This is a genomic window from Ramlibacter sp. P4_H7 (assembly GCF_056400765.1).
Genome location: NZ_JBFUKP010000009.1, coordinates 109,009 through 122,924, shown reverse-complemented (window position 1 = coordinate 122,924; position 13,916 = coordinate 109,009). Strand labels below are relative to the sequence as shown.

6 protein-coding genes and 1 tRNA gene are annotated in these 13,916 nt (G+C 65.5%); 2 read left to right on the top strand and 5 right to left on the bottom strand.

Annotated elements, in window-relative coordinates:
* Positions 1-140 precede the first annotated feature (140 nt).
* Positions 141-1,064, top strand: a complete 924-nt coding sequence (locus AC1DSA_RS14195) for a class I SAM-dependent methyltransferase (protein WP_477890204.1) — start codon at positions 141-143, stop codon at positions 1,062-1,064.
* Positions 1,065-1,608: 544 nt separating this feature from the next.
* Here AC1DSA_RS14195 and AC1DSA_RS14190 read toward each other — a convergent pair.
* Positions 1,609-2,376: a LuxR C-terminal-related transcriptional regulator gene (locus tag AC1DSA_RS14190; RefSeq protein WP_477890202.1), complete on the bottom strand. Its 768-nt coding sequence runs from the start codon at positions 2,374-2,376 to the stop codon at positions 1,609-1,611.
* A 443-nt stretch (positions 2,377-2,819) separates the two neighbouring features.
* Between AC1DSA_RS14190 and AC1DSA_RS14185 the strand changes: the two genes are divergently transcribed.
* A complete protein-coding gene (locus AC1DSA_RS14185; protein ID WP_477890200.1) occupies positions 2,820-3,461 on the top strand; it encodes a hypothetical protein in 642 nt (213 codons plus the stop codon).
* A gap of 137 nt (positions 3,462-3,598) precedes the next feature.
* On the opposite strand, the gene AC1DSA_RS14180 is transcribed toward AC1DSA_RS14185, so the two are convergent.
* The 4 genes from AC1DSA_RS14180 to AC1DSA_RS14165 form a co-directional block, all read right to left on the bottom strand.
* Positions 3,599-3,689, bottom strand: a tRNA-Ser gene (locus AC1DSA_RS14180).
* A 20-nt stretch (positions 3,690-3,709) separates the two neighbouring features.
* Entirely contained in the window at positions 3,710-5,782 is a 2,073-nt protein-coding gene (locus AC1DSA_RS14175; protein ID WP_477890198.1) for a hybrid sensor histidine kinase/response regulator, read from the bottom strand.
* Between the two features lie 13 nt (positions 5,783-5,795).
* Positions 5,796-12,074, bottom strand: coding sequence for a HAMP domain-containing protein (locus tag AC1DSA_RS14170; protein WP_477890380.1), 6,279 nt, complete (start codon positions 12,072-12,074; stop codon positions 5,796-5,798).
* A gap of 611 nt (positions 12,075-12,685) precedes the next feature.
* Positions 12,686-13,813 carry a branched-chain amino acid ABC transporter substrate-binding protein gene (locus AC1DSA_RS14165; RefSeq protein WP_477890196.1) on the bottom strand — a complete coding sequence of 376 codons (1,128 nt, stop codon included), beginning with the start codon at positions 13,811-13,813 and terminating at the stop codon, positions 12,686-12,688.
* Positions 13,814-13,916: the final 103 nt, after the last annotated feature.

Here is a 13,916-nt window from a genome sequence, read left to right as displayed (position 1 = left end):
GTGATTGCGGCCTTTGCGTTTCCGTCCGGGTGCAGCATTGCTCTTGGAGATACAGCGCCCCAGCGAGGGGACTCGCATCTCCCTCCGCGCCAGCTCCCACGTCGTCGATCGCCGGAGAATCCGCGTGCTACCGTCGGGCTATGGATCCCTGCCCGTTTTGCGGTGGTGCGCTCTCATCGCTGTTCGCCACCCGTGACCACCGTCGTGCCGGTGACCAGGGCCGTTACGAGGTCGGGTGGTGCGAGGCTTGCAAGTACGGCCGGGTCCTGGGCGACTACACGCCCGAACGCGTCAAGTCCTTCTACGAGATGCCGTACTACACGCACGCCCCCGAGTGGGTGGCCGGCGGCGGGCGTCCGTCCCTGATGGACAAGCTGCGGATGCACCTTGCCTGGCGAACGGACTCGGGAACGGACTTGCAGCCCACCGAGGGAGTGGGTCGCACCTTGCTCGATATCGGTTGTGGGAACGGAGGAAATCTGTCCAGGTTCGTCGCGGCCGGCTTCGTCGCCACGGGAATCGAACCCGACCCCGAAGCACGCAAGGTCGCCATGCAGGTCGGCGAAATTTACGAAGGCACCGCGGAAGCCTTGCCGCAGGACCTCGGTGGGCGCAGGTTCGACACCGTGCTCTTTTCGCATGTGCTCGAACACTGCATCGATCCGGCAGCCGCACTGGCGAACGCGAGGAACCTGGTTGCGGCCGGCGGACGGTTGATCGTCGAAGTGCCCAACAACGAGGCCCTGGCATTCTGGACGTTCAAGCAGTTGTGGCCGTTCACGGACGTGCCGCGCCACCTGCACTTCTTCACCGAGAGCTCGCTGCGCGAACTGGTGAAGGCGGCGGGCTTCCAGCCTACCGACCTCCTCCACGTCGGTTATTTCCGGCAGTTCCATCCGGAGTGGATTCGGCAGCAGGAAGAGATCTGGAAGACCGCCGGCGATGGCAGTGCCAAGCCGAACTTCGACTGGGCCGCGTGGAAACTTCTTGCCAGAACCTGGAGCGCCAGTGCGCCACGCAAGTACGACTCCATCCGGATCCACGCGTCGCCGATCGAGGGCTGACGCAAGCCCATCCCAACACGGCGCTGGGGCGATCGCGTGGCAGGCCGGCTCTTGGTGATCTGTCGGTCGCGAGCCCCGTCACTTCAGGGCCAACCAGGAGGCGGTCGATGACGACTGATGATCCGAGCGGGCCCCTGCCGCGGCGGCCGGGGCCCGGCAATGTCGACCGCACCGCCTCCCTGTGTTCCCCGCCCCCATGCGCTCGGGCCCCAGCCGGCCCTTCGGGCGACTCTTGCGTGGCGCATGCCTTCGAGGCAGCCCCGCAGGTGCCGCATGTCCAACAGACGGCGGCGAAAGACGTCCAGGGCGCCGAGCAACTCTTCGTACGAAAGATGGTCAGCGCATCGTTCCCCTGAGATCACTCGCTCGGCGGCGTCGCGGTGCTCCTGGCAGTTCCGCCGGGTCTCCTCGAGTCCCTGCTCACCGGCGATGCGCGTGAGGTCGTCCTCGATCAGAGCCGCCAACACGACGATCTCGCAGCAGACTGCGACGAGGTGCAGCCGCGTGATTTCGCGGCCCTCGGGCCGGTGCCTGGCCAACTTGCCTAGCACGGGCGCCTGCCCAGGCCCTGCTGCTGCATGGCGAACGCCTGCAGGCCCAGGCGACCCGAAACTTCCAGCTTGGAATAGATGGACGTCAGGTGGTTGCGCAACGTGTGTTCGCTGATGCCCAGGCGTGCCGCGATGACCTTTGCCGGCGCCGAAGCGTCCGCGACGACTGCCGCAATGGTCTGCCGCTCCCTCTTCGTGAGCGACGAGAGCTTGCTGTCTTCAGGTTCCCAGCGTCGCAGGGGCGGCACTGCCGGTGCCAGTTGCGGCGGGATCTGCGGGCGATGGAGCAGCGCGCCGGACGGGAAGACCTCTCCCATGGCCACCATCTCGACGGCTCTCAGCAATTGCGTCGGTGGCTCGTGCTTGCGGAAGATTCCCCCGGCGCCCGCGGCGAGGACACGGCCAAGCAAACCGGCGTCGCCGACGCAAGTCAGCACTAGGACCTTGGCCCTGAGCCGCCCGGCGAGATCCGCGACGTGGTCAGGGCCGTACCCGTCATCCAGGTCCAGCAGCACCACATCGGCGCCCGAACGCTCGATCAGTGGGAGTGCATCGGCCAGCGTGTGCGAGACACCGACGAGCCTGACGGAGGATCCCGCGGTTTGCACCAGTCGCTGAAGTCCCCAGGACACGAGCGACGGCGCCACGATCTGGACCTGGATGGCGTATTGGGATTCCGAAAACCCCGAGGGGGCACCGAAGGGCTGCGCGATGCCGCCTTCGGCCTTGTGTTTATGGTGCTTGTCCCATGCAACGTTCACGCTGACCTCCCTAGGAAACGGCTTCACGATTGCAACAGAATGTCACAATCGTGAGTGAATCCGATGTTTGGCGTCAGTCCGAACCAAGAAGAAGTGCTTAGGAAGGTGCCCGATGTGTCAACGCACAGAGGAACACTTGGAGAAGCCGCGCCCCCACATCGAACCGCGACTCAATCCGGCCGGATCCCCGCATGGCGTACGCGATCGGGATGACTGGCGGCTGACGCTGTGTTGGCCCCAATGTGCCCTTGCCCGAAATCCTGCCGACTTCGAACATGGACCGATCGTTCATCAGGGCTGCCGCCGTGCCGTTGCCTGTCGCCCTGTTTGCCATTCGGCTCCGTGCTGGCCGGATCTCCCGGTTTTCCCGATCGTCGAGACGACCAATCCAGTCGCTGACGGCCCAACAGGAGCCCGTTGCTGGCGGGTCTGAAGGAGACTATATGAGCTTCCCACGCCTCCCCACTGTGCTGTGCTCTCTCGCGTTGGTGGTTGCCGCGCTATGCGCCCCAGCGGCCAACGCAGCTCCCGTGCAGGTTGACGTTACGAGCACGGTGACAGGAATCGACAACCACGCTGGCCTCGGATTTAACTATGCGCCGTTCTTGAACCTTGCAATCGGGGACACGGTCACGGGAAGCTGGGTTTATGACACATCCACACCGTATGGGGTCGTCCCCATCAGTGGAAGCCCGCTTGGCTACTTCATTCAGTCCATGAGCTTCTCGACCGGTGGAGGATTCGGCGCATATGCCAACTTTTCTGACAGTGGCTTGGCTACGTTCACGCGGCCTCTGTCGGGTCGGGTTTTCCCCGATCAGGGTTATTCGGTCTCCCTACAATTTGCGCCCAATTATTTCGACGCCATTCCTCCTTCGGCTCTCGACTCGAGCGCGCTTCTGTTCGGCTCGATCTTCGGCACCTACGCGATGAATCCCTTCAGCTTCATTTCTTTTTCGGCTGATGTAACGAGGATCTCGTCCTCGGTGGTACCCCTTCCGCCTGCCATCTGGCTGTTTGCGTCCGCTTTACTGGGGTTGTTGGGCGTCCAGCGATCACGTCGCATGCAACGGATGCCTCCATAGGCGCATGAACCTTCTCGCCAGTAGGCAGAACAGCCGCAGCATCGCCCCAAATGGACGACAGAAAACAAAAAAGCCCCGTGGCTAGGGGCTTTCCGTGGGGCTTGGAAGTCCGGATCGGACTACCGGAAACGCAGTGCTGGCGGAGAGGGCGGGATTCGAACCCGCGGAGGGCTATTAACCCTCACACGCTTTCCAGGCGTGCGACTTAAACCGCTCATCCACCTCTCCAGCAAGCCCGCGATTGTAGCTCACGCGGTCGTGACCGTTTTCCGCGCTTCCTGAGGATTCGCCAACATCGTGAGCAGCAGGTTCACGTCCGCCGGCTTGACCATGTGGAAGTCGAAACCAGCCTGCGCGGAGCGTGAGCGGCTCTCGGCCTCACCGTAACCCGTCAGCGCGATCAACAGCGCGTCCTGCGATTCCGGCTGGCTGCGCAGGCCGTGCGCGACCTCGAACCCGTTCATGCCGGGCAGGCCGATGTCCAGCAGGACCACGTTGGGCCGGAACTCGCGCGCGACGGACAGCGCCTCCTGCCCTTCGTGCGCCACGCGGACCTCGAAGCCCTCCATTTCCAGCAGCGTCATGAGCGTCTCGGCCGATGCCGCGAGGTCGTCGACCACGAGGATGCGCGCGTTTCCCGGCGCTGCAGCCGCCGGCGCGCGGGTGGCCGCAGGAATGGGCTGCGCCGCGCCCCGCGTGCCGATCCGTGCGGGCAGCGCGACGGTCACCGCGGCACCCTTTCCCAGGCCCTCGCTCTCGGCCCACACCCGCCCGCCATGGAGCTCGACCAGGTGCTTGACCAGCGTCAGGCCGATGCCCAGGCCGCCCTGCGACCGGTCGAGCGACTGGTCGGCCTGGGCGAACAGGTCGAACATGTGCGGCAGGAATTCCGGCGCGATCCCGGCACCCTCGTCCTTGATGCCGATCTGCAGTTCCCCGTCGGCGTAGCGCGCCTCCAGGCGGATGCGGCTCCTGGTGGGGGAGAACTTGCAGGCGTTGTTGATCAGGTTGGACAGCACCTGCGACAGCCGAACCGGGTCGCCGTCGATCTCGATGGGCTCCTTGGGCAGGTCCAGGTCCAGCACCTGCTCGCGGGCCGCCAGGCGGGGCGAGCTCGCCTCGACCGAACGCTCGATCAGGGTGGCCAGCTGCAGCTTCTCCGGCTTGACGGCCACCTTGCCCTGCACGATGCGCGAAACATCCAGCAGGTCGTCGATCAGGCGCGACATGTGGTCCGCCTGTCGGCCGATCACGTCGCGCGCCCAGGCCAGCTTGGGTGGCAGCTCCGCCGCGCTGGTCAGGATGTGCACGGCGTTCCGGATCGGCGCCAGCGGGTTGCGCAGTTCGTGCGCCAGCATGGCCAGGAACTCGTTCTTGCGGCGGTCCGCCTCCTGCACCGCGGAGTACAGGCGCGCGTTCTCCATCGCGATGGACGCCCGGCTGGCGAACTCGCGGATCAGCGCGATCCGGGTGGAGTCGAAGAAGGTCGCCTCGGCCAGCAAGGCCAGCGCACCCCGGATCTCGTCGCCGGCCATCAACGGGCAGATCGCAGCCGCCCGGTCGCCGAAGCGCGCGAGGTGGAACTGCTTGTGCTGGATGACCTGGTCCGCCGCGGCGCGAAGCTCGGGCGTGAACACCTCGCTGTCATCCGCCCGGGGCGCTGGATGCATCTCCAGCCGGCGCACGCCGCCCTCGCTGTCGGGAATGCCCAGGATGGCGCGCTCGCCCAGCATCGGAATGCACTGGTCCAGGACCGCGGCGATGGTGTCGTCCAGGTGGAGCGAGCGCGACAGCACCTGGCTCGCCTGGGCCAGGAAGTCCGCCCGATGGATCGCCTCTTCCGCCGCGGCCCGCCCGGCCTCGGAACGCGCCAGCTGTTCGCGTTGCGTCGCCTGCTTCTGCAGCTGGCGATTCATGCGGAACAGCTCGACGAACACCCGCACCTTGGAGCGCAGGACCTCGGGGACCACCGGGGACGGGATGTAGTCGACCGCACCCAGCGCATAGCCGCGCCGCGCCTGCAGTTCGTCCACGTAGGCAGTGATGAAAACGATCGGCGTCTGCGCCGACTTCTTGTACTGACGGATCAGGCTCGCGGTTTCCAGGCCGTCGATGTCGGGCATGTTGACGTCCAGCAGGATGACCGCGAACTCCATCTCGAGGATGAACTTCAGGGCCTCCTGCCCGGACCGGGCGCTCACGATGTTCTGGCCGAGCTCGTCCAGGATCGTCCGAAAGACGACGTGCTTTTCCGGCAGGTCGTCCACCACCAGGATGTTGACCTGGTCACGCAGCTCTTGCGCACTCGCGGTGCTCGTCACCGGCTCTCCCCGCTCATTGCTGCAGCCATGCGCGCAGCACCGCCAGCAAGTCCGGCGTGTTGACCGGCTTGGCCAGGTAATCCCAGGCACCTGCCTCGATGCACTTCTCGCGGTCGCCCTTCATGGCCTTCGCCGTGACGGCGATCATGGGCAGGTTGCGGCCCTGCGGCAGCTTGCGGATCTCCTTCATCGTCGCCATGCCGTCCATCTCCGGCATCATGATGTCCATCAGCACGACCTGGATGCCGGGATCGTTGGCCACCCGGTTGATCGCTTCGCGGCCGTTGTCGGCCCACACGATGTCCATGCCGTGCTCCTCGAGCACGGTGGCCAGCGCGAAGATGTTGCGCATGTCGTCGTCGACGATCAGCACGCGCTTGCCGGCGAGCAGCTTGGCGGACTCGTAGACGTTGTCGATCACGTCGCGCTTGACCTCGGGCAGCCGCGACACGCTCCGGTGCAGCGCGATCAGCGCCGCGTCGAACAGGCGGGCCTCGCCGTGCACTTCCTGCACGGTGATCGCCTCGTCCGAATGCCAGGAATGGCGCTTGCCCCCCTCGCCGCGATAGACGATCAGCGGCACCGGGCCGATGCCCGCCTGCCCGGCGATCGCCCGCCGGTACTCGCGCGGATCGACGCCGCCGTAGCCGTCCTCCAGCACGATCGCGTCGAAGCGGGCGTCGTCCAGCGCCTGCTGCAGCTGGGGCCCGGAGGCCACCACCGTCACGTCGATCTGTTCGCCTTCGATCCGGGACAGCAGCTGGTTGCGCACCACCTGGTCGTCCAGGGCCACCAGCAGGGTCTTCTCCGGACGGGACACGTAGTGGTGCAGCTTCTCCAGCATGCCGTCCAGCACCTCCTTGGAGCGGATCGGCTTCTCCAGGAACGCCAACGCGCCGGACTTGAACGCCCGGTCCTTGCTGTCGTCGGTGGAGATCACGCACACCGGAACATGCCGCAAGGCCAGGTCGTGCTTGATGCGGTCCAGCACGCGCCAGCCCGCCATGTCGGGCAGGTGCATGTCGAGCGTCACGGCGGACGGCTTGTGCTGGCCGGCCAGCGTCAATGCGCCGGCACCGGCCGTGGTCACCAGGCCCTTGAAGCCCTTGGCGCGCGCGGCATCCAGCAGGAAGCGCGCGAAGGCCAGGTCGTTCTCCACGATCAGCAGCACCAGGTCGCCCTGCTGGATGATGTCGCGGTCGTCGTTGGCCACGTTGTCCGCGGCCAGCACGTCCGCGCCTTCCGCGGGTTCGGTCGCCGCGTCGTCGACTGTTTCCACGTCCTGCACCGGCTGCTCGGCCAGCGGCGCCAGCGCTGGCGGCGGACGCTTGGGGATCGGCGCAATCGTCTGGTCGCCGCGGAAGTCCGTGCTGATGCGGCGCGCGGTGCGCGTGGCCATGTACACGAGCGGCAGGTACAGCGTGAAGGTCGAGCCCTGCCCCGGCGCCGACACCAGGCGGATCTCGCCGCCCAGCAGCTTGGACAGCTCGCGGCTGATGGCCAGGCCCAGGCCCGTGCCGCCGTACTTGCGGCTGGTGGAACCGTCGGCCTGCTGGAAGGCCTCGAAGATGATCTGCTGCTTGTCCGGCGAGATGCCGATGCCGGTGTCGGACACCGAGAACGCGATCACCTGCTGGGCGCGGCTCAGGTCCTCGTTGTCGGCGCCCCAGCCGGCGAACACCTCCTCGATGCTCAGCGTGACGTGGCCCTGGTGCGTGAACTTGAAGGCGTTGGACAGCAGGTTCTTCAGGATCTGCTGCAGGCGCTTGGCGTCCGTGACCATGGAGGCCGGCAGGTTGAGGCCGCTGCGGACCGTGAAGTCCACGTTCTTCGCCTCGGCCACGTGGCGGAAGGTGCGCTCCACGTACAGCTGCAGGTCGGACAGCCTCAGGTCGTTGACGTCCACCACCACCGTGCCGGACTCGATCTTGGACAGGTCCAGGATGTCGTTGATCAGCATCAGCAGGTCGTTGCCGGACGAGTGGATCGTCTTGGCGAACTCCACCTGCTTGGGCGTGAGGTTGCCCTCCGGGTTCTTGCACAGCTGGTCCGACAGGATCAGCAGCGAGTTCAGCGGCGTGCGCAGCTCGTGCGACATGTTGGCCAGGAACTCGGACTTGTACTTGGAGGTCAGGGCCAGCTGCTTCGCCTTTTCTTCCAGCGCCTGGCGGGCCTGTTCCACTTCCGCGTTCTTGCGCTCCACCTCCTGGTTCTGGTGGGCGAGCAGGCGGGCCTTCTCCTGCAGTTCCTCGTTGGTCTGCTGCAGTTCCTGCTGGCGGCTCTGGAGTTCCTGCGCCAGTGATTGCGACTGGGCCAGCAGGTCTTCCGTCCGCATGTTGGCTTCGATCGTGTTGATCACGATGCCGATCGATTCCGTCAGCTGGTCCAGGAAGGCCTGGTGGGTCGGATTGAAGCGCTCGACCGAGGCCAGCTCGATCACGCCCCGCACCTGGCCCTCGAAGATGATGGGCAGCACCAGCACGTTGAGCGGGGTCGACTCCGTCAGACCGGAGGCGATCTTCAGGCTCTCCGGGAAGCTGGAGGTCAGCATGATCTTCTTCTTGTCGAACGCGGCCTGGCCGACCAGGCCCTGCCCCAGGTCGATCTCCTTGCCGTAGGCGCCATGGCCGTCGGAGGCATAGGACGCCATCAGGCGCAGCTTGGGCTGCTCCTGGGTGTAGCGCAGCACGTAGAACTCGGCCTGCTGAGCGCCCACCACGGGCGCCAGTTCCGACAGGATCAGGTGGCCCACCGCGACCAGGTCGCGCTGGCCCTGCAGCATCCGCGAGAACTTGGCCAGGTTGGTCTTGAGCCAGTCCTGCTCCGTGTTCACCTGCGTCGTGTCGCGCAGGTTGCGGATCATCTCGTTGATCGTGTCCTTCAGCGCGGCCACTTCGCCTTGCGCCTCCACCGTGATGGAGCGCGTCAGGTCGCCCTGCGTCACCGCGGTCGCCACTTCAGCGATCGCTCGCACCTGCGTCGTGAGGTTGGCGGCCAGCTGGTTCACGTTCTCCGTCAGGCCCTTCCAGGTGCCCGCGGCGCCCGGCACCTTGGCCTGGCCGCCCAGCTTGCCTTCCACCCCCACCTCGCGGGCCACGGTGGTCACCTGGTCGGCGAAGGTGGCGAGCGTGTCGGTCATGGAGTTGATGGTGTCGGCCAGCGAGGCGATCTCGCCCTTGGCCTCAACGGTCAGCTTCTGTTCGAGATCGCCGTTGGCCACGGCGGTCACCACCTTGGCGATGCCGCGCACCTGCGAAGTCAAGTTGCCGGCCATGAAGTTCACGTTGTCGGTGAGGTCCTTCCAGGTGCCAGCCACGCCCTGCACGTAGGCCTGGCCCCCCAGCTTGCCCTCGGTACCCACTTCGCGCGCCACCCGGGTCACCTCCGAGGCAAACGAGGAGAGCTGGTCCACCATCGTGTTGATGGTGATCTTCAGTTCGGAGATTTCGCCCTTCACGTCCACCGTGATCTTCTTGGACAGGTCACCGGCGGCCACGGCCTTGGTCACGTCCGCGATGTTGCGCACCTGCGAGGTCAGGTTGCCGGCCATGAAGTTCACGTTGTCGGTGAGGTCCTTCCAGGTGCCGGCCACGCCCTGCACGTAGGCCTGGCCACCCAGCTTGCCCTCGGTACCCACTTCGCGCGCCACCCGCGTCACTTCCGAGGCGAACGAACGCAGCTGGTCCACCATCGTGTTGATGGTGTTCTTCAGCTCCAGGATTTCGCCCTTCACGTCCACGGTGATCTTCTTGGACAGGTCGCCGGCCGCCACGGCGGTCGTCACCTCCGCGATGTTCCGCACCTGCGCCGTCAGGTTGCCGGCCATCGAGTTCACCGAGTCGGTCAGGTCCTTCCAGGTACCTGCCACGCCCTGCACGTCGGCCTGTCCGCCCAGCTTGCCTTCGGTACCCACTTCGCGCGCCACCCGCGTCACTTCCGAGGCGAACGAACGCAGCTGGTCCACCATCGTGTTGATGGTGTTCTTCAGCTCCAGGATTTCGCCCTTCACGTCCACCGTGATCTTCTTGGACAGGTCGCCGGCCGCCACGGCCTTGGTCACGTCCGCGATGTTCCGCACCTGCGCCGTGAGGTTGCCGGCCATGGAGTTCACGTTGTCCGTGAGGTCCTTCCAGGTGCCGGCCACGCCCTGCACTTCCGCCTGGCCGCCCAGCTTGCCTTCGGTGCCCACYTCGCGSGCSACGCGSGTCACTTCCGAGGCGAAGGATCGCAGCTGGTCCACCATCGTGTTGATGGTGTTCTTCAGTTCCAGGATCTCGCCCTTCACGTCCACGGTGATCTTCTTGGACAGGTCACCCGCGGCCACGGCCTTGGTCACGTCCGCGATGTTGCGCACCTGCGCCGTCAGGTTGCCGGCCATGGAGTTCACCGAGTCGGTCAGGTCCTTCCAGGTGCCGGCCACGCCCTGCACGTCGGCCTGGCCACCCAGCTTGCCCTCGGTACCCACTTCGCGAGCCACCCGGGTCACCTCCGAGGCAAACGAGGAGAGCTGGTCCACCATGGTGTTGATGGTGTTCTTCAGCTCCAGGATCTCGCCCTTCACGTCCACCGTGATCTTCTTGGACAGGTCACCGGCCGCCACGGCCTTGGTCACGTCGGCGATGTTGCGCACCTGCGAGGTCAGGTTGCCGGCCATGAAGTTCACGGACTCGGTCAAGTCTTTCCAGGTGCCGGCCACGCCCTGCACATCGGCCTGACCTCCGAGCTTGCCCTCGGTACCCACTTCGCGCGCCACCCGGGTCACCTCCGAGGCGAACGAGGAGAGCTGGTCCACCATCGTGTTGATGGTGTTCTTCAGCTCCAGGATCTCGCCCTTCACGTCCACGGTGATCTTCTTGGACAGGTCACCGGCCGCCACGGCAGTCGTCACTTCCGCGATGTTCCGCACCTGCGCCGTCAGGTTGCCGGCCATGGAGTTCACGGAATCGGTCAGGTCTTTCCAGGTACCGGCCACGCCTTGCACGTCGGCCTGGCCACCCAGCTTGCCTTCGGTACCCACTTCCCTCGCCACCCGCGTCACCTCCGAGGCGAACGAACGCAGCTGGTCCACCATCGTGTTGATGGTGTTCTTCAGCTCCAGGATTTCGCCCTTCACGTCCACCGTGATCTTCTTGGACAGGTCACCGGCGGCCACCGCCTTCGTCACGTCCGCGATGTTGCGCACCTGGGCGGTCAGGTTGCCCGCCATGGAGTTCACCGAGTCGGTCAGGTCCTTCCAGGTACCAGCCACGCCCTGCACGTCGGCCTGGCCGCCCAGCTTGCCTTCGGTGCCCACTTCCCGCGCCACCCGCGTGACTTCCGAGGCGAAGGAACGCAGCTGGTCCACCATCGTGTTGATCGTGTTCTTCAGCTCCAGGATTTCGCCCTTCACGTCCACCGTGATCTTCTTGGACAGGTCACCCGCGGCCACGGCCTTGGTCACGTCCGCGATGTTGCGCACCTGCGAGGTCAGGTTGCCGGCCATGAAGTTCACGGACTCGGTCAGGTCTTTCCACGTCCCCGCCACGCCTTGCACGTCGGCCTGGCCACCCAGCTTGCCCTCGGTACCCACTTCCCGCGCCACCCGCGTCACTTCCGAGGCGAAGGAACGCAGCTGGTCCACCATCGTGTTGATGGTGTTCTTCAGCTCCAGGATCTCGCCCTTCACGTCCACCGTGATCTTCTTGGACAGGTCACCGGCCGCCACCGCCTTGGTCACTTCCGCGATGTTGCGCACCTGGGCCGTCAGGTTGCCGGCCATGGAGTTCACCGAGTCGGTCAGGTCCTTCCAGGTGCCCGCCACGCCCTGCACTTCCGCCTGGCCGCCCAGCTTGCCTTCGGTGCCCACCTCGCGCGCCACCCGCGTCACTTCGGCGGAGAAGGTGCCCAGCTGCTGCACCATCTTGTTGATGGTCATCGCGGTGCGCAGGAATTCGCCTTCCAGCGCGCGGCCATCGGCCTCCAGCGCCATCGATTTCGACAGGTCGCCCTGCGCCACCGCGCCGATCACCCGCGCCACTTCGGACGTGGGGTGCACCAGGTCGGAGATCAGCGAGTTGATCGATTCCGCGGAATCGCGCCAGAAGCCGTCGGTGCTGGGCATCGAGGCGCGCTCCTTGAGCTTGCCCTCCTTGCCCACCACGCGCGACAGCCGCGACAGTTCCTGCGAAATGCGAACGTTCTGGCCGACCACGTCGTTGAAGGCATCGGCCACCTTGCCGAACAGGCCCGTCCAGTCGTGCGGCAACTCGGTCTGCGGATTGCCCTTCTTCAGTTCGGTGAGGCTCCCGAGCATGGTGCGCGTGCGTTCGGAGACCAGCTCCACCTCGTCGAGCAGCGAGTTCACGCTGGCCACGTTCTCCTGCCAGAAGCCCGTCACCTTGTCGTCCGCCAGGCGCCGGCCTGCGCGCGCGCCAGTGTGCGGGCCGGCCACCACCGACTTGAGCCGGTTGTGGCTGCGGGCCGTCTGCGACGACAGTTCGTTGAATTCGGCCGCGATCTTTCCGTACAGCCCATCCCATTCGGTGGGCAGCGTCACCCCTTGCTCGCCGCGACGGAAAGCCGACAAGGCCTTCAGCACCAACTTCAAGTCCCCGTCTCGATGCTCAGCAGCAGGCAGCTTCGCCAGAACTTCCATGTGATCCCCCAGTGGTAAGCAACTGTTGGCACACCAACAGACCTTGGGAGGGTACTGTCTTCGACAACGGCCGACAACACGACTGGATTTCGCAACCGCCCGCAAAGCCAATGCTGGCGCGGGTTGTAGGAGCGCGCCGACAAGAAATGCGCGCCGGAACCTACAGTCGTGAGGCAAGCGCGCGACGCATGCGCAGCGACGCTGCCGCAACGAAAAAGGCCGCCCGGAGGCGGCCTTCTCGATACACGGGGTTACCGCGGATCAGCAGCTCAAAGCGGCGTCTTCTTGCCGTCCTTGTAGTTGTAGAGCGTGGTGGCGGCGTTCTTCAGTTCGCCGTTCGGTTCAAAGGCGATGGTGGAGGTCACGCCCTTGAAGTTGGTCTTGGCCAGTTCCTTGGTGTAGACCTTCGGGTCGACCGAGTCCGCGCGCTTCATCGCATCGACCAGCACGAAGGTCGCGTCGTAGGTGTACGGGCTGTAGACCTGGAACTGGTTGGGGTACTTGGCGTCGTACTTCGCCTTCCAGGCCGTGCCGCCGGGCATCTTGCCCAGCGAGGCGCCGCCTTCGGCGCAGATCACGTTGCCCAGCGTCTTGGCGCCGGCCGACAGCTTGGCGATTTCCGCGGTGCAGATGCCGTCGCCGCCGAAGTACTTCACGTTGGACATGCCCAGCTGTTCCATCTGGCGCAGCATCGGGCCGGCCTGCGGGTCCATGCCGCCGTAGAAGACCGCATCCGGGTTCTTGGACTTGATGGCGGTCAGGATCGCCATGAAGTCGGTGGCCTTGTCGTTGGTGAACTGCTCGTCGACCACGGTCATGCCCTTGGACACGGCGGTCTTCTTGAACACTTCGGCGACGCCCTGGCCGTACGCGGTGCGGTCGTCGATGATGGCGACCTTCTTCAGCTTGAGCGTGTCAGCTGCATACAGGGCCAGCGCCGCGCCCAGCGCGTTGTCGTTGGCGATGATGCGGTAGGTGGTCTTGTAGCCGGGCTTGGTCAGGTTGGGGTTGGTGGCCGCGCCGGTGACGTGCGGGATGCCGCAGTCGTTGTACACCTTGGAGGCGGGAATGGTGGTGCCGGAGTTCAGGTGGCCCACCACGCCGGCGACCTTGGCGTCGCACAGCTTCTGCGCCGCGGCCGTGCCCTGCTTCGGGTCGGCGGCGTCGTCTTCGGCCTGGATCTCGAACTTGATCGTCTTGCCGCCGATCTTGATCTTCTGCGCATTCAGGTCCTCGATGGCCATGCGCACGCCGTTCTCGTTGTCCTTGCCGTAGTGCGCCTGCGCACCCGACAGCGGCGCCACGTGACCGATCTTGACGACCTGTTCCTGGGCGGCGGCCATGCCGCAAGCCGCGGCGATCGCCACGGCAGCCGTCAATTTCAGTGTGAATTGCATAAAACCTCCGGGTTGGAAATATAGGTTGAGATCCATTTGTTGTTCGCTCAACGGGTGGCGACGTTATCGCAATTTCCGCGCCCGAACCATAGGGTAAGGTCTA

Bases quoted from the DNA above. Each gene is read 5' to 3' on its own strand.
- AC1DSA_RS14195 (WP_477890204.1), top strand. From the start codon at position 141: ATGGATCCCTGCCCGTTTTGCGGTGGTGCGCTCTCATCGCTGTTCGCC.
- AC1DSA_RS14185 (WP_477890200.1), top strand. From the start codon at position 2,820: ATGAGCTTCCCACGCCTCCCCACTGTGCTGTGCTCTCTCGCGTTGGTG.
- AC1DSA_RS14165 (WP_477890196.1), bottom strand. From the start codon at position 13,813: ATGCAATTCACACTGAAATTGACGGCTGCCGTGGCGATCGCCGCGGCT.